This window comes from Nostoc sp. CmiVER01 (assembly GCF_034531135.2).
GTDB lineage: Bacteria > Cyanobacteriota > Cyanobacteriia > Cyanobacteriales > Nostocaceae > Nostoc.
In genome coordinates, this window is record NZ_JAVRBU020000004.1 from 332,711 (window position 1) to 349,376 (window position 16,666).

Below are 16,666 nucleotides of genomic sequence, written 5' to 3' on the forward strand. Positions count from 1 at the left end.
GCTGAATTTAACGACGAAGCCGGGGTAGGATTTTGGTTAGAATAATCCAGAAAACAAGGCTGGCGATCGCACCTGTGCCAATACTGTACCAAAAAGCTTTTGTTTGGTAGAAAAGAATATCTTTAGGTGGAGTTTGTTGAGCGAGAATGACAGAGGATGCAATCTGGCTTGTTGCTAGTCCAATACCTACAATCGCAATATTAGTGTTGAGGTTGCGATCGCGCTGTGCTTCTTCTATCTCCACCATGCCGCGAATTGTAGCGGTCAAGTTTTCTAATATTGCTAATCCTGGATTTAGACCGAGATAGTCTTTTTCTAATTGTACCTGATATTTGTCTTTGACTATCTTGCTAAATTCTTCTAAAAATTTCTCAGTTGTAAAATTGTTTTTACAGTGTTTTTCGTAGTTACGCTCATTAACTTCAACTGTGTGCTGTTGAGTTTGTAGCAGGTTTATATCTTGGACGTAATTAAATACAGTATTAATGTTTTTTTGCAATTCGCTTTTTAGCTCTTGCAATCCTTTCGTTGATAAACTTTCTAAACTATTCTGGTCTATTAAACCATGCTTATATTGCTTCGACAGTCTTTCTTTTAGTTCCCGTCCCTGTTCATAGGCCCAAAGGATTTTATGTCTACAGTAAAACAAGTATCTCCATGAATTATAAAATTTACTAGCTTTTGCAAATGTAGCTTCATCAGGATAGAAAACAACTATCACATGACTGCCTTTTTCAATTTTGTCCCAACGCCCTTCACCACGCCACATTTCATAGACTCTAGCGCCTAAAAATTCTCCTAAATTTTGATGTTGATGTCCTTGTGGAATTATGGCTTTGTAAGCTTGATGAGCGTTTGCTTCAAGAATTGGGTTATTAGCTAGAACTGTCCAGCCTGATATCATCCAAGTTTGCCCTAAGTAGCCATTTTCTGAAATTCCAAGTGCTAAATTGCCATTTTCTGGTAGAAGGTTTAAATCTTTGATTTGAGTTAAGGTATGCTCAATATCAGATAATTCAATTTTTTGAGCGACAGAGCCGCTATAACGTAGGCAGTTACTATCATCAAAATTCGCTTGACTGTAAGAACCATCAACATGATTTGAAATTGTGTTCTGGAAATAAAGGCTTTGTGGATCTTTGTCGTTGGGTTTAGTTGAGAATCCCTTTTGTTTAAGTTGTTCTTTAAGTTGTTCTGCAAGCTTTGACCAATAATCTTGCGTATTGCTCGAACTATCTGCAAGATGGCTTGATCGTAAGATGCAACAGCTTCTTCGTAGCGTTGCAATACATCTAATGCAATTCCTCTACCTCGCAGGGCAAACGCATCTTGGGGGGTAAGTGCGATCGCTTGATCCAAATCTGCTTGTGCTTGCTGCGCTTGGTCAATTTGTTGGCAAACCAATCCTCGCCATACTAGCGCCAAAATGTAGTTTGGCTTAATTCTCAAAGCTTGGTTCAGGTATTCAATGGACTCGTGGTATTGTTCCAGACTATAACAAGTTATACCCAACCCATAAATTATTTGGGGGTTTTCCGGTTCCAGTACAGCAGCTTGCTGAAAAATCTGTAAAGCTGCTTGGTACTCTCCCCAATCTAGTTGGTTGTGTCCTTGCTCTAGTAAACTTGCTACGCTTGGCATTATTACCCAAAGTTCAGTAAGTTTGATTGATATTATAATTTCTGGGCTGAGTAATAGGCTGTTTATAGCAATGCATTTGCAATAATTATTACAAAACCATTAAATAAGTATCTTTTCCTTCCACTGGCAAAACTCGCAATTTCTGATTTTGTAAATCGGGTTCTAATCCTAAATCTTCTAAAGGTATTAATCCCAATAACGGATCTGAACCTTCTGGTAATTCAATACAATTGAATGTCCCTTCTCTTCCCTCAACTGAAAGATTCAACATTTTAAAAATCCGAGCTTTTTGTACTCCTGTAGCTATTTTTACATCTACTTCTCCTTGCAGAGGCAATCCCAAATCAAGAATAATATTTTTAGGCAAGCACAGCCTTGTTGCACCTGTGTCAACTAAAACATCATGTAAAGTAATTGAGCGTATTTGTTCTGTGGGAATAAATCCTCTTTCTGCAAGAGTTTGGTCAATTTGGTTAATAATAGTGATTGTAGTAGTTACTTTGCCCATTTTTTCACTTTTGCTATTTGTCATATCATTTTCCTATAAGAGGATGTTTGAAAAGTGGTATGTTGTGATTTTAATCGAATTATCACAAATTAAAGGGTTGAAGACCCCATCCCTTATGGGTTGCTTGTTTTGTGTTAGGGTCTAAATCCCCATCACAAGACGTAATTGCGAATAGGCCAAAAAGCGAATTGCGAATTGTTTAATACCCCCCTTAATCCCCCTGATACATTAGGGGGGAAACAGGAAATCCAGTTCCCTCCCCTTTATAAGGGGAGGGTTAGGGTGGGGTAAAATCCAGATTTATCAAACAACAGCCCCTTGTTTAGGCTGACGCACCGGACGCTTGCGTAGGCGTAGCCCGTCGTAGACATCGCTTCGACGAACGCCTCCTGCCATTTTGTATTCATCGCTATTCTTGCCGTACTTTGCAGCTACACTGACTAACATGTGTTCTGTTAGTTCCATCAGCGACTTTTCGGCAACTTCAAAGGCTCCCTGAGTCAGATCCACGGTGGAGAGACTTGAGTTATAAGTTTCTAACTTGTCTTGGGTTGTTTTGATGAGGGCTGCAAAAGAGTCAATTGTTACCCCATTGCCTAAGTCTAAGGTAGGACTGATCGATTTCAAAGCTGCAATCCGACGTTGCGCTCTATCAAGTACTTTAGACCCGCGTTTTGGACGTGACATAAATCACTTTCCTGTTTTTAATAATGCGCCAGGACAAAAACTGAGTTCTACCCTGAACTGTACAGCACTAGAATAGACAAAATTAGGGTTAATTGACACCCGCATTATTCAGTATAAATCAATTTATTTATTACAAAAATCTTGAATTGCTTTATGTAAATTCTTGTAGGTTGCCCGAATTCAATAAACGACTGCCCGAATTCAATAAACGACTACCCGAATTCAATAAACGACTGCCCGAATTCAATAAACGACTACCCGAATTCAATAAACGACTACCCGAATTCAATAAACGACTACCCGAATTCAATAAACGACTGCCCGAATTCAATAAACGACTGCCCGAATTCAATAAACGACTGCCCGAATTCAATAAACGACTGCACAAATGCAAAATTCGCCCACCCTGCGGGAAGTGAGCTACATCCCCCGACCCCTTTTCCCAAGTTTGGGAGAGGGATTTAGGGTGAAAGCTCATTGATTCATGCAAGAAGTCTAAATATAGGAACTTAGCAAATTTGCTTTTATCAAACACAAAAGCGATCGCTTTGCCAACGCCTACCGTAGGATGCCCAAAGGGCTGTAGGGCGATCGCAAGATTTGAACTGATACAAAGCATAGACGCAAAACAGCTTATCGTTAGACATTACACAAAAACTTACACCAATTCCTCATGTCTAAATCTATGTAAAAACACTTAAAAGACTATTGACAGGTATAAAAATATACTATATCTTTAAATAAGAAAGGCGATCGCGGACTCTTGGCCGAGGGCGATCGCCTTTCATTTAACCCCTACAATTGGAGTCAAGTATGATCATTGCACAATCAAAAAAGTTTGCCAAATCACAACAAAAGCAGTATTTACCTACCCAAGGTAACAATGCACCCCTTTTGAATCTATCTGACCAAAAGCAATCGCCAAAAAGAGAACCGATTAAACATTTATTGATTGGTTCACCAAAAGCCGTTACCAGCACAATTCACTTGTTGCAAGTTCTCGGCTATGCCAGCGTTGGTGACTGGAGTGCGCTACTACCAACAGGTAATCCAGATGAAGTCATGAGTATTTTAAGCCGTCAGATTTTGATGCAATAACTCAGTCAAACACTATTTAGTTCCCTCCCCTTTATAAGGGCAGGGTTAGGGTGGGGTAAAAACTAAAAATTGAAAAAGAATGCAGAATTCTGAATTCAGAATTCTGCATTCTCGACGCTTTTGCTGTGAACCTTTAGAAGGTGAAAGTTGTTCTCAACGTACCGATAATCGCATCATCATTACCGCTATTTTGACCAGGCGAGGTCAACCAGATGACACCAGGGGTGATTGAGATGTTATCTGACACGCGATACTTGTAAAAGCCTTCAAAGTGATAGGGTATATCATTACCAGCAAAACCTGGTCGGTTAAAGGAATAGGGTTCTGCGCCAGCAAAAATACCTAAAACGTTACCCGGCTTACCGAAGTCAGGTAAGGCTAACCCAAGACCGTAACTCCAAGCTTCATAATCATCATTTGCACCGAAGCCTCTGACATCATGGTAAGAAACGAAGCCACTAATTGAAAGTTTGTCGCTGGGTCTGAAGGCTGCTTCTATACCATAAGAATTACTGGAAGATGCGTTGACGAGGGTGTTAGCTTGATCAGTACCTACGACGCGGCTAGTGCTAGTCAAACCACCACCGGCATCAAATAAACCACCAGTTCCAGCACCATTATACCCGTGAACGTAGGTAGCAGCGATCGCCAAGCGATCGCCAATACTAAAGTTCAACTGTCCAAGAGCTGCATAGTTACCCTCTAACAAACCTTGATTTGCGCCAGGATTATTAGCATTTGACGCTAAGTAGCCTATAGTCAATGAACTTGGTTTGAAAATACTGCCACCGCTACTAAAGGGTAAAGTCAGTGCTGCACCTGCACCACCACCAATGCGATAGATGGGACTTTCAGAGGCAAAGGTAGATAAAGCCCCATTACCACCATCGTAGTCCTCAAAGTAAGGGTTATTAGTGGCAACATAATCGCTATGAATACCTCCGGTGGCCGCTACGTAAACTTGGGCTGGGCCGATGGGTACATAATACGCCAGCCAGTCTATATTGACATTGTTATTGGTGCTTCCACCGTTGAGTTGAAATGTTTGTGTACCTTCAGAAGTATTGAGAACCCCATTAGCGTTATCTCTTAGTGAAAACGCTTGTGCATTACCGGCTGCAAGACGGGTGTGTAAAATGTCTTTACCCGTGAAGCTGGTTTGCAAGTCTAAACGTACCCTATCTTGGAAGACAGTATTGTTTGCATCGCCAGTATTACCGCCAAACACATCAGTAGCGACAAAAATAGCTTCACCCACCAATTTTGTGGTAGTAGAAAACTGATTTGCTTCCAGTTCAGCAGTCCGTGCTTCTATAGCATCTACTCGGCCACGCAGAGTTGCTAGTTCTGCCGAGAATTCCTCTTGCAAACGTTGGAGGGTTGCTAAATCTTGTTTTGTCACCAAATCAGCCGTTGCTGTCGCAATCAGTTCATTAACCCGATCTAAACAAGCATTCAAACCTGCGGCAAATTCATAACGGGTTAGTGCCCGGTTGCCACGGTAAGTGCTGTTGGGGTATCCAGCAATACAACCGTAACGTTCAACCAGGGATTGTAAAGCTTGGAATGCCCAGTCAGTCGGCTGTACATCAGAAAACTGAGAAACTGATGTGACTTGAGACAGTGAATTCTGCTTTTTGCCTTCACTGCTGTAGCGGTTAACTTCTTCTAAAACGTTGTTTTCATCAGTCTTTTGGGCAACCAACTGCCGATTAACTTTTGGTTGCTCTGTTTGGATGAATATTGAAGAACTAGAAGCTATTGGTGCTTCTGTCTGAGCAACTTTTGCCTTTATATCTTCAGAAGAGGCTGGTACTTTAGTAGCCATAGCCTTCGCGGAAACCAACACCGTCACTCCCAAAACTACTGGGCTTAGTACCAGAGTTTTCCACAATAAATGAGACATTTTTTATTTTCCTTTCCCAAAAAAGGCCCAAAATGACTGGCTTCAAGAAAAAGAGAACAAGCAGTTATTCTACTTGTTGGAAATCTTATCAGATTCCAGTAATTTTAAGACATACCTGATAAAATTGTTACGATTAAAAAATCTTAACTCATCCCATAGATTGAAGCAGTGGGGAAATCTAGTCAGCCTCAACTCTGGGAGACGTTGGATTTCGACTCTGCCCAACATAAATTCGCGTTCGGAGAAATCATGCATTCACGCATTCAAAAATTTACCAAGCCCATAAATAAATTGACATTGCTGAATTGAAGTATGAATCCGGATGTAGAGACGTAGCAGTGCTACGTCTCTACAAGGATTTTGGTATTATGCCAAATCATTTTCATACATGAAATCAGCAACGTCAATAAATTTAGTTGCTCTGTACCTTTTTATTTCTAGTCAAGAAGTCATTAATACGTTTTTCACGGTTTTCGTTCTTTTAGGTACTAATGACTGAGTTTATGCTTAAATTTGGCTCAAATTCGTGCCATTTCTTGATTTTAGCTTCTTGTTTTTGACTCTGATTTGTGGTAAATCTTTCTTATCTTTGTAAAAGTAACAGATTTCAACTAGAGTTGGCCATATTTCTAGAGAACCGTGAAATTGGCTAATCACATCATCGATAATTCTGGAAACATTTTGCTGAAAAAAGTCGGGTTCAAACCCATAAAATACTCTTGATAAGTTCTCAGCAAACAATTGGAGTGACACCTTACGTTCTTCATTCTGGGTAGACATTGAGGCTTTGACTACCTGCCTATGGATAGCAGAGATTTTTTCTAGGATTTCTTCAGAGTCTTGTAGTGTGACTTCCCCAGAGTAATCAAACTTGATTCCCAAGTCATCAAGATGATAAACACTGCTCTTAATCTTCTTTTTCAACAGACTACATATTTCCTCATTAAAGAGTTCACTAGCCAGAGGATTACGCATGTAGTTATTTCTAATATGGTTTTGGACAGCATCAACATGTGCAGCCACAATCCCCTCTTGCTGTATCCAAATTCTGTAGATATAATCTTCAAATCTCAGTCGAGTTGGAAAAAAGGGTGGTAAACCTAGTTGATTATCATATCCAGCAACTCCACAATCCATTCTCCAGTTTTTGTTAGTAATAACAGGTCGAAAGTTAGTAAGAATATAAAAATCATTCAGGTCATTTGGACTTATTTGATTTTCATCATTGAGATACATGTGAATAAAATCAAGTGTATCGATATCATTAGTTCCGGTACGAAAAGTCTGGGCAATCTTGACGATTGCATTATTTAATACTCTCCCTTGTTGTAATAAAAGGCTGTTTTCCCGAAAGTAACCCTTGGTTGTATTAGTTTCTAAATCCATTGCTGTATCAAGAACCAATTCTCCAGCCTCGAAGTTTTCTGGTACATGGCTGGCTTTTTGACCTAGAACATCACTAAAAGCCGTGAGTAAGTCAAAAGATTTATGGACAAAGCCACCTTGTTGGTTAGATTTAATTAATTTTCCTCGACATATTTCATCACCTGATAAAGACTCTGGACTAGTTTCTATTAATGCATCTGGTCGCATATCGTCATCTGCACTAACCATTAAATGTCCAAGGGTATACATTAGTGTGAAATTGCGGTTTCCGCCATAACTAGGTCTAAATAAGTTTTTTACTAGTGATTCTAGCTTGCGATCGCGCAGTCTTTCGTTTAAAAATGTAATAAATTGCTCTTTCTGTTGTGGGCCGACATAATATACATCATTAACTGTCTTAGTCTGCTCTAAAAGTGGGTAATACTTCTCGTGGTTGGCAATGCTAGAATCATCAAATACGATAATTTTTAAAGCATGACCATTTACCCAGAAATTCTCATCATACTTTTCGATGGTCTGTGCTACATCTCTCAATCGATGAGTCGGAATAACAAATATCGTCTCTTTCTGTTTCATAAAATCTGTTTAGGTCTTTCAAATGAAGTTTAAAAAGTTCAACTCTAAATCAATGCATCTATTTTGTTACAGTTTCATCATTAAAACAAATTACACGAATAGTTACTTCAATAAAAATCGGGAATCTGGATGTAGAGACGTAGCATTGCAAAGTCTCTACAAGGATTTTGTGATTATGCAAAATCGTTTTCATACATGAAATCAGTAACACCTAAAAATCTATTTAGGCTTGTAGTCAGAGCAATTGAGTGCTTCTTGAGTTAGAGCAGCAGAAGGTTGTACTGCACACTTTAGATAATGGTTGTTGTTAAAAAATTGGCAATTTTTACAGGGATGTTGGTCTAGATGTTTTATGCTTACTATTTCGTCTTTATCTTGTGCCGCCTTTTGTAACGCTTTGGAGACGTATGAAACGAAAAAAACGAAAGTTCCCCAAACAATCATGAAAGAAATGTGAGCCAAAAAGACTGCTAAAAAAGGAATATCCCCGTCGTGTGGTTTTATGTCATTATCTGTTGTATTTGGCAATTTAGCTTCAATGAGACTGGATTGATTAACACTTTTTTGGACGGATACATAAATTCGTAAAAGCTCCGAAGTATCCATATTGAAAACCTTTATTGAGTCAAACTCAGATTCAGCAAATGTCATCTAAATTAAACATTTTTAAATGCTAGGATTTTGGATTGAAATACCAAATAAACTTGGTTTTCAAAAAGTTATTTTTTTCATACACAAGATTTTTTAACTCTAATGTTATTGTGCAAGAAATTAAACAAAAAATATATATATGAAAAATATATTTTTCATATATACAAATTGTTTAGGTAAAAAAACATGTAGTTATCTACTCGCTAAATTCCCATATATTTAGAGATATATCTTTGATATATATAAAGGTTGCCAATAAGTAAGTCGGCACAATAAAACCAAACTGTGTGAAGAAAAGTAAACAAGGCTCAAACCCTTTTTCTCCCAGCTAAGAGACCTCTGCCCCCTGCCTTATCCCAACGAGAATTATTTACGCTGACCTAATTACTGCGTAGGTTTTGAATATTTGTATGTTAGGTTGAGCATAAGAGGATGTTTGAAAAGTCTTCCAGCGTGTGTTTCACTACCCTGGCTACCGATAAACGGCAAAATCTGTGCAGTATTTTAACGGTTATTACTAACCTGAGATGCATTAAAATCCTTAATTGACAAGCTTATCAGCCTCATACATGTATTTCATTTGACAAACAAATGCTATATATTCCACCCAACTGATAAGAAATTTTGTATAGTTGCCTTTGATTATAATAATCATTTTCATAACAAAACGTTATTAAAAATAATTCGGAAGACGCATATTCAACCCGCAGCCTTAAGGTACATTTAATCTATTGTTAACCTTTAACTGGATGTAGCTATTGGCTAATTGGGTAAATGACTAAAAATAGCATTAATCGTGAAAAATTAAATATTTCCGCTAAAATATCTCCTAACTTAATCTCTACACCACAAAGCAACGAAGCGAATCAGAGTCCAAGTAAAGCGATCGCACAGCCTTCAGGTGCCTTGCAAATAGTTCATGTAACTACCGGGCGTGTGCGACTGCGTACTACTGACAGTAGTCTTAACTCGATATTAGATAACATAGCCCAAGATTTACGCTCCATAGAAGGAGTGAAAGAAGTTGCCGTAAACGAACAAACGGGTAGTTTGGTAGTTAATTTTGATGAAGATAAGCTCTCATTACCGCAAATTTTGGCGCTAAAATCCGATCTTGATATCCAACTGCCGCAGGCTTCGTCTGATTCATCTAGCAAGACCGATCCCTTTGCAGCTTGGAAATCGCCTTTATTTTGGAAGGAGCAAGGTATTTCCTTAATTCCAATGATGACAGGCTTGGCGGTAACAGGAGGATTGGGAATTCATGGCTGGGTATCGATTCCAGTTTATATGATTGCGGCGGATGCAACCCGTGGTGTAATTGGTTATCTTGGCTCTCAAGTTTCGACATCAGAAAAAAACGAAGGTAATCACACCAGTTCTGCAATAAAAAGCGATATATCCGAATCTACTATCCAACAAGAAAATAGCAAGGTGGTAGCACCTGAAAAGATTGACTACAACGTAGTTCATCAAATTCCCGGACGTATTCGGTTGAATGTGCCAAAAATTGCCCAAGATCGAGCCTATGGGCGGCGGCTTGAGAGAATAGTGAAAACCGATGCTCAAGTTACCAGCGTGCGTATAAATTTTGGTGCAGCATCGATCGCGATCGCTTATCAGTCTCGTGAGATTCCATTATCTTATTGGGTGAGCCTGATGGAATTAGCGTTGGAGATAAACCCACCAACAGTAGGGACAACAACGGCGAAACAACCCCTAGAAAAAGTTAGTCAGACTCCTGAAATTACAGACGCAACAACGCTAAATCATCCTAATCAAGTTACTCAGACTCCTGAAGTTATCAACTCAACAACAGCAAACCAAAGAACTCCAGAGTTATCTAGTCCGTGGACTAACCTAAAATCGCCTGCGATGTCTTTCTCATTAGGTATTATGGCGAACTTACCCTTGGGAACCTAATATACAGTTTCAAATTGCGCAATACTGGAGGGCAATTATGACTGGTTTAAATTTAAAGACGGTAGTAAATTTAGACAAAAAACAAGAGCAAACAGTCACAGACGAGACTAATTGCCCAGTAACGCCGCCTTCAAATGATCCCGCCACAGCAATAAGTTAGCTAACGAATTCAGCAAATTACAAATAACCAAATCGATAGCTAATCAATCTCACAGGATTGATGGCTTATTTGCTCTCTTTGCCTAAGTTAAGAGCCTGATTTTCATCGAAGTGTAACAATTATTGGATTAAAGAAAAGTAATGGCAAAAGTAGCACTGGAACTACCATCACCCCCAAAATCTCAATTCACTGTTTTGGAAGGGAATGGAAAAGTTTCTTTAATTGACACTAATGGACACTCTCAAGGAGAGTTACCCAAAGTTACCTATAGCGTTGTTCATACAACTCCGGGAAGAGTACGATTTCGTTTACCCCGCTTACGCTGTGATGCAGATTATGCCAAGCGTCTGGAAGTATTGTTAACAGCAGATGCGCTAGTGAAGAATGTCCGTGTCAAGCCTGCGGCAATGTCAGTTGCAGTTACCTATAAATCTAATAAAGTTTCTGATGCGAAGATGCGATCGCACCTTCACGATTTGATTCAGGCTGCAAGTGAAGTAGTAGTTCTGAAAAACTCTAAATCATCGGAAACTGAAAAAGAGCCATCTTGGCCAGGTTTACAACTCTCCGCCGTTGCCACTACTTTAGCAGTACTAGGAGGGCCGTTAGGATTACCGATCCCGCCGTTGATAGTAGTGCTTCCCATCGCCATTGCTACATTACCCGTTATCCAACGAGCCTGGGAAGGTATTAGGGTAGAGCGAAAATTGAATATTGACTTTTTGGATCTGATGGCGATCGCTATTACTACCTTCCAAGGGCAATTTCTCACACCATCGCTGATGCTGGGTTTAATTGAAGTCGGCGAAAATATCCGCGATCGCACGGCTCGTTCTTCTGCTCAACAAACTTTAGATTTGCTTAGTTCTCTAGGACAATTTGTCTGGGTGGAACGCAATGGCGACAAGCAACAAATCCCCATTCAAGATGTGCAGCGTGGCGATACAGTAATTGTTTACCCTGGCGAACAAGTGCCGATTGATGGTAGCATTTTGCGAGGTAAAGCCCTGCTAGATGAGCAGAAATTAACTGGCGAGTCGATGCCGGTGCTGAAGAAAAAAGGACAACCAGTTTTCGCCTCAACGCTAGTACGGGAAGGACGAATTTATATTCTCACAGAACGGGTAGGCAACGATACCCGCGCCGGACAGAGCATTAAGTTAATGCAAGAAGCACCTGTCCACGATACGCGGATGGAGAATTATGCTACGAAATTTGCTCAAAAAGCTGTAGTGCCAACTTTGCTACTTGGTGGGGCAGTATTTGCCGCAACCCGTAACCCTTCACGGGCAGCCAGCGTTTTAACTCTAGACTTTGCTACAGGTATTCGAGTCTCCGTCCCCACAACAGTTTTAGCAGCATTAACTTATGCTGCCCGACGGGGAATTCTCATCCGTAGCGGACGAGCGTTAGAACAATTAGCAGAAGTTGATACCATAGTTTTTGATAAAACGGGCACGCTGACTAAGGGAGAAGTCGATGTTGTCAGTGTGGAAAGTCTCAATCCAGCAACCTCAAGATTGCGGGTGTTGGAATTGGCCGCCGCCGCCGAACAACGTTTAACTCATCCAGTTGCAGAAGCAATTGTTCGCTATGCCCAAGCAGAGCAAGTGGAAATTTTGCCGCGTAGCAAGTGGGATTATCAACTAGGTTTGGGCGTACAAGCTCTGATTGATGGAGAGACAGTTTTTGTTGGGAGCGATCGCTTTTTGCGTACCAGTGGCATTGACATGGAAGCATTAAATGGCCATCAAAAATCTCCAAATTCAGCAATTTATGTAGCCAGCAACGGTCAACTTCAAGGTATTATTAAATATAGTGACCTTCTCCGTCCCGAAAGCCGGGAAGTGATCACGGCACTTTCGACAGTCGAAGGTGTAGAAATTCACATGCTAACCGGCGATAATCAGCGAACTGCTACAGCCGTTGCTGCTCAACTAGGTATTTTGCCAACGCATACTCACGCAGAAGCTTTCCCAGAACAAAAGGCAACAGTTGTCCGCCAACTGCACGAACAAGGTAAAACGGTTGCATTTGTAGGTGATGGGATCAACGATTCGCCAGCTTTAGCCTACGCCGATGTTTCCGTTTCCTTTGCCAACGGTTCCGAGATAGCCCGCGAGACAGCAGACTTAGTGTTGATGCAGAATGACTTGCATGGTTTATTAGAAGCGATCGCGATCGCTCGTCAAGCCAAGCAATTGATTCGGCAAAACACCGGACTTGTTGCTGTTCCTAATTTAGCAGCATTAGCGATCGCCGTTCTCTTTGGTCTTAATCCCTTAGCTGCAACAGTAGTCAACAATGGCTCAACCGTAGTTGCCGGAGTCAACGGTTTGCGTCCAATTCTTAAAAATCGTCAACATAAAGCTCTACCATCGGCAAGATGATGCAACTATGCCGCCAAGAGCATCTTAAAAAGTTTTCCGAGGTTTCTTAATTAATAGGAGAAAATTGAACATGGCACCTAAAATTAGTGATTTTGTTGAAGATGCAGGCGCTCCCGGTATTATAGCCGGAATTGGTGCAGTCCTCTTAGCACCCGTTCTGCTGCCCATTGTTGCTGGAGTTGGTAAACCCTTAGTCAAATCCGTCATCAAAGGTGGAATTGGTCTTTATGAAAGAAGCAAAGGAACCATTGCAGAAATAGGCGAAACTTGGGAAGACATGGTAGCCGAAGCCAGAGCAGAACTTGCTGAAGAAAAAGAAACCCCCGTATTTGAAGCGTCTGCCACCAATGGCGATAATGTCACCGATAATGGTGTGTAATTTCATCCGCCCATTAGCAAGTTAAAATCTTTGCCATAGGCAACTTCCAATTACCAAAATAAAAGAACCCCATCCCCAACTCCTCCCCGCAGGCGGGGCTACGGTGTACACACAAGTCGAATTACCCCCCTTAATCCCCCCTTAGAAAGGGGGGAAAAAGAAATCTATCTAGTTCCCTCCCCTTTATAAGGGGAGGGTTAGGGTGGGGTAATTCGAGGACTGGTAGTGATTCGATAACTTATGTGTACACCGTAGGCAGGCGGGGAGGGGTTCTCCGGGTTTAATAAGTAATCAAGCGGACATATTATTCCTCTGTATTCTCTACGTCCTCTGCGGCTCGTTTTCCATTAATTTTCCACTCATTCCTGTAGATAATAAACCCACAACAAAAAATCCACTATCACACAAGTAAAAAAGGTGGTTGCATGTTGACAAATGGTTATAACACCCACAATAAAATGCCGGAAATTCTAGACAAACCCACTTTCAAAACATCACCAAAACCGATATCCACAAAAGTTATAAGTTCAACCCCCGGAAGATTGCGGTTAAGAGTGGCTCATTCCCATCGTCAACCAGAAAAAATGCAAAGTATCGCCAATGCTTTGTCAGCAAATTCTCACATTACTCAAGTTAAGACAAATTTCCATCATGGCAGTATTGTGATCAATCACGATGGTAAAGATGGCAGTCTAAAAAACGTACTAGCAACACTTAAAGATTTAGGAATAATTTTTGTTGATGTTTCCGAGGGTAACACCGAAGCAGCAGCAGGAGTATCATCCGCGATTGTTGACTTAAACCAGCGCGTCAAACAGGCAACACATGGTGCTTTTGATCTGCGGATTCTTTTTCCTTTGGGATTAGCTAGTCTTTCAGTACGGCAATTATTTAAGAGAGGGTTACAGCTAGAAATAATTCCTTGGTATGTTTTAGCATGGTATGCTTTTGATAGCTTTATTAAATTGCACGGAGCTAGCAAAGAAGAATCAACAAACGAATAACTAAAAAGCATAATTAATCTGCCAAATCTTGATGGTATTATCAGAACTACCACTAGCAAGAAATTGACCATTTTGGCTAATAGCAATAGAGTTTACTGCCCCTAAGTGTTCTGTAATAGTTTGCAATAATTCTCCCGTCCGCAAATGCCAAACTTTGATGGTTTTGTCTGCACTACCGCTAAAGAGGATTTCTCCATCAGGACTAACAGCTAAGGATCTTACCTCTTCTAAATGTCCAGTTAAGGTGTGTAGAACTTTACCTGTAGATAAATGCCAAATTTTAATAGTTTTGTCTGTGCTACCGCTAAAGAGAATTTCTCCATCAGGACTAATGATTACTGATTTCACCCCACCTGAATGTCCGTTGAGGGTGCGTAATGGATCGCCAGTGCGGGGATTCCACAGCCTAATCTTGTTATCAGAACTACCACTAGCAAGTATTGTACCATCAGGGCTGATAGCAGCAGCATTAACTGCGGATGAATGCCAAAGGGTGCAAATACGATTGCCTTTATGCAAATTCCAAATTTTGATTTTATTACTGCCACTAGCAAGAATTTGTCCATCAGGACTGATAGCGATGCAGTTAACCGGTTTTTGATGTCCTAACAGAGTGTGGATTAGTTTGCCAGAATTGAGGTTGTATACTTGCACATTACTTTTGGGATGTTGGCAACTACCAACAGCGAGATAATGTTCATCAGGACTAATCGCAACAGAGGAAATTTCGCCTAAATCTTCTGTGAGGGTGCGAATAAGTTTACCGCTTTTAAAATTCCATACTTTGATGGTTTTATCTGCACATCCGCTAACTAAACTCTCAGAATCAGGACTAATGATAACAGATGTCACTTTTTCTGAATGTCCAGTTAGGGTATGGCTGAGAACGATATGTTGTAGTGTAACTTGTTGTTTGAGGTTGGCAACGCAATTTAAAATTTCCTCAACATCAGCAAGACTCTGAGTATCACCCACCGCGACAAAATATTCTCTTAGCTTTTTCGCATATTCTTCATCTTTGATGCTGACGGCTGATTGCATTGCCTGAAGCGGGTTTGTAGAATCCTGTAGTGATATTTGGCGTAGTTGTAACCATGTATTCACAGAATAATCAAGGTGTTCGTTTGCCCAAAAGCGTAGTTTACCGCCGTAGGCATCGCTTAAATGAGATAAACTCTGAGCTAATTGCAAAGCCAATTCTGGAATCCAGTAACAGCGCTCATTTTCCAGAGCTTGGTAAACTTGCTTGTAACCGGAGGCGATAACTTCTATTGATTGAAAATCAAAAGTATCTGACAGCAAACTCGGTAGCAACTCTGGTAGTAGTGGAGGTATACCATGATTAACCAGGTGGTAAATATCTGCTACCCAACTTGCAACCAAACAATGATAAGTAATCAAAACCTGGCAAAGGTTTTCAAAGTCTTGACGGTTAACCTGATATTGTAAAGATAAATTACTAATATCAATTCCTTTTTCATCCCATTTTTCTACCTTTTCTAAAATTGCTAAATTAACAACATTATCTTTTCCAATGTGCTTAATCTCTTCTATATCTTCTCCCAATGCCAGAAGTTCATCTCTAATTTTTTTCCATTCTAACGCCCGTCTTTTAGCAGACTCTTCCAAAATTTCTCGATAAGGCAAACGAGCAATTGTTTTATAATAATAATTACCTTGTCCCAAACCCCAATAGGCAATCCGAAAATTTAAATAATCGCCATCATTTTCCGACTCTAAAATCAAAATAGGCTCTGTTTTCAACATTCCAAACAGAGCCTTAATACTTGATTCACTGTGAAAACGTTTACTGTCCCAAGCTCCTGCCAATAATTCTGTTGGTCTAACTTGACTGTTTAGAGAGTAATGCTTGTTGAGAAAATCTCGTAATCCTTCAGCCAACATTAACTCAATCTGAAAAATTGTTTCATCTCTATTATTGTTAAATTGGTCAAAATGCACTTGAGGAGGAGCGATAAAAATTTTTAGTGGAGTGCGCCCATAATTGATGTGATCTAAAATCTGTGAAGGATATAATCTTAAAGGCCAGCTATCAAGAATTTTATTGACTTCTGGTAACTTGAGCGCAGTTTCTCGCTCTTGGGCGGCTATTCTTAATTGCGTTTGGTCATTATTAGCTACTAATTGCTGTTGGAAAATTCTTTCTTGTTCAAAGTCTTCAGCATCACTGCTTTTTTTATTGGAAGGATTTAGAACTTTGAGTATTTCGGGAATTACTTCAATTGATTCATATTTACTCAGAGCTAAATCTTTACTTCTCTTTTGTACTAGCTCTGTAATAACAGGTGCAAACTCTATTACCAGTTGAATTAGTAAGCTTAACCCTTGCTGCATAA

Annotated in this window: 14 protein-coding genes; 6 read left to right on the forward strand and 8 right to left on the reverse strand. The window is 40.2% G+C overall.

The window, feature by feature from the left end; translation table 11 throughout:
• Window positions 1-7 precede the first annotated feature (7 nt).
• The 4 genes from RMZ43_RS08485 to RMZ43_RS08500 all read right to left on the reverse strand — a co-directional run bounded on the left by RMZ43_RS08485 (window position 8) and on the right by RMZ43_RS08500 (window position 2,836).
• Window positions 8-904: a hypothetical protein gene (locus RMZ43_RS08485; protein ID WP_322651639.1), complete on the reverse strand. Its 897-nt coding sequence runs from the start codon at window positions 902-904 to the stop codon at window positions 8-10.
• Between the two features lie 86 nt (window positions 905-990).
• Complete coding sequence (locus RMZ43_RS08490) at window positions 991-1,641, reverse strand: tetratricopeptide repeat protein (protein WP_322651640.1); 651 nt, start codon at window positions 1,639-1,641, stop codon at window positions 991-993.
• A gap of 88 nt (window positions 1,642-1,729) precedes the next feature.
• Window positions 1,730-2,173, reverse strand: coding sequence for a retroviral-like aspartic protease family protein (locus RMZ43_RS08495; protein ID WP_322655776.1), 444 nt, complete (start codon window positions 2,171-2,173; stop codon window positions 1,730-1,732).
• A gap of 279 nt (window positions 2,174-2,452) precedes the next feature.
• Window positions 2,453-2,836: a hypothetical protein gene (locus RMZ43_RS08500; RefSeq protein ID WP_322651642.1), complete on the reverse strand. Its 384-nt coding sequence runs from the start codon at window positions 2,834-2,836 to the stop codon at window positions 2,453-2,455.
• A gap of 819 nt (window positions 2,837-3,655) precedes the next feature.
• On the opposite strand from RMZ43_RS08500, the gene RMZ43_RS08505 reads away from it, so the two are divergent.
• Window positions 3,656-3,934 carry a hypothetical protein gene (locus RMZ43_RS08505; RefSeq protein ID WP_416212125.1) on the forward strand — a complete coding sequence of 93 codons (279 nt, stop codon included), beginning with the start codon at window positions 3,656-3,658 and terminating at the stop codon, window positions 3,932-3,934.
• A 133-nt stretch (window positions 3,935-4,067) separates the two neighbouring features.
• Here the strand turns inward: RMZ43_RS08505 and RMZ43_RS08510 are convergent, their stop codons facing one another.
• From RMZ43_RS08510 to RMZ43_RS08520, 3 genes are all read right to left on the reverse strand, one after another.
• The gene (locus RMZ43_RS08510) at window positions 4,068-5,840 is read right to left on the reverse strand and encodes an iron uptake porin (protein WP_322651712.1); all 1,773 of its coding nucleotides are present in this window, start codon (window positions 5,838-5,840) and stop codon (window positions 4,068-4,070) included.
• 507 nt (window positions 5,841-6,347) lie between these two features.
• Window positions 6,348-7,802 (reverse strand): hypothetical protein, encoded by a 1,455-nt coding sequence (locus RMZ43_RS08515; RefSeq protein WP_322651713.1) that lies wholly within the window; start codon window positions 7,800-7,802, stop codon window positions 6,348-6,350.
• A 219-nt stretch (window positions 7,803-8,021) separates the two neighbouring features.
• Window positions 8,022-8,453, reverse strand: coding sequence for a hypothetical protein (locus RMZ43_RS08520; RefSeq protein WP_322651714.1), 432 nt, complete (start codon window positions 8,451-8,453; stop codon window positions 8,022-8,024).
• A 774-nt stretch (window positions 8,454-9,227) separates the two neighbouring features.
• Between RMZ43_RS08520 and RMZ43_RS08525 the strand changes: the two genes are divergently transcribed.
• From RMZ43_RS08525 to RMZ43_RS08545, 5 genes are all read left to right on the forward strand, one after another.
• Entirely contained in the window at window positions 9,228-10,376 is a 1,149-nt protein-coding gene (locus tag RMZ43_RS08525; protein WP_322655775.1) for an HMA2 domain-containing protein, read from the forward strand.
• Between the two features lie 37 nt (window positions 10,377-10,413).
• Complete coding sequence (locus tag RMZ43_RS08530; protein ID WP_322651716.1) at window positions 10,414-10,536, forward strand: hypothetical protein; 123 nt, start codon at window positions 10,414-10,416, stop codon at window positions 10,534-10,536.
• Between the two features lie 140 nt (window positions 10,537-10,676).
• The gene (locus RMZ43_RS08535) at window positions 10,677-12,926 is read left to right on the forward strand and encodes a heavy metal translocating P-type ATPase (protein WP_322655774.1); all 2,250 of its coding nucleotides are present in this window, start codon (window positions 10,677-10,679) and stop codon (window positions 12,924-12,926) included.
• A gap of 70 nt (window positions 12,927-12,996) precedes the next feature.
• Entirely contained in the window at window positions 12,997-13,305 is a 309-nt protein-coding gene (locus tag RMZ43_RS08540) for a DUF5132 domain-containing protein (RefSeq protein ID WP_322651718.1), read from the forward strand.
• Between the two features lie 425 nt (window positions 13,306-13,730).
• Window positions 13,731-14,309, forward strand: coding sequence for an HMA2 domain-containing protein (locus tag RMZ43_RS08545; RefSeq protein ID WP_322653734.1), 579 nt, complete (start codon window positions 13,731-13,733; stop codon window positions 14,307-14,309).
• Here RMZ43_RS08545 and RMZ43_RS08550 read toward each other — a convergent pair whose 3' ends face one another.
• The gene (locus tag RMZ43_RS08550; RefSeq protein WP_322653735.1) at window positions 14,310-16,664 is read right to left on the reverse strand and encodes a WD40 repeat domain-containing protein; all 2,355 of its coding nucleotides are present in this window, start codon (window positions 16,662-16,664) and stop codon (window positions 14,310-14,312) included. It lies immediately after the preceding gene.
• Window positions 16,665-16,666 lie beyond the last annotated feature (2 nt).

Coding starts and splice junctions, on each gene's coding strand:
- RMZ43_RS08485 (WP_322651639.1), bottom strand. CDS start 904: ATGATATCAGGCTGGACAGTTCTAGCTAATAACCCAATTCTTGAAGCA.
- RMZ43_RS08490 (WP_322651640.1), bottom strand. CDS start 1,641: ATGCCAAGCGTAGCAAGTTTACTAGAGCAAGGACACAACCAACTAGAT.
- RMZ43_RS08495 (WP_322655776.1), bottom strand. CDS start 2,173: ATGACAAATAGCAAAAGTGAAAAAATGGGCAAAGTAACTACTACAATC.
- RMZ43_RS08500 (WP_322651642.1), bottom strand. CDS start 2,836: ATGTCACGTCCAAAACGCGGGTCTAAAGTACTTGATAGAGCGCAACGT.
- RMZ43_RS08510 (WP_322651712.1), bottom strand. CDS start 5,840: ATGTCTCATTTATTGTGGAAAACTCTGGTACTAAGCCCAGTAGTTTTG.
- RMZ43_RS08515 (WP_322651713.1), bottom strand. CDS start 7,802: ATGAAACAGAAAGAGACGATATTTGTTATTCCGACTCATCGATTGAGA.
- RMZ43_RS08520 (WP_322651714.1), bottom strand. CDS start 8,453: ATGACATTTGCTGAATCTGAGTTTGACTCAATAAAGGTTTTCAATATG.
- RMZ43_RS08525 (WP_322655775.1), top strand. CDS start 9,228: ATGACTAAAAATAGCATTAATCGTGAAAAATTAAATATTTCCGCTAAA.
- RMZ43_RS08530 (WP_322651716.1), top strand. CDS start 10,414: ATGACTGGTTTAAATTTAAAGACGGTAGTAAATTTAGACAAAAAACAA.
- RMZ43_RS08535 (WP_322655774.1), top strand. CDS start 10,677: ATGGCAAAAGTAGCACTGGAACTACCATCACCCCCAAAATCTCAATTC.
- RMZ43_RS08540 (WP_322651718.1), top strand. CDS start 12,997: ATGGCACCTAAAATTAGTGATTTTGTTGAAGATGCAGGCGCTCCCGGT.
- RMZ43_RS08545 (WP_322653734.1), top strand. CDS start 13,731: ATGTTGACAAATGGTTATAACACCCACAATAAAATGCCGGAAATTCTA.
- RMZ43_RS08550 (WP_322653735.1), bottom strand. CDS start 16,664: ATGCAGCAAGGGTTAAGCTTACTAATTCAACTGGTAATAGAGTTTGCA.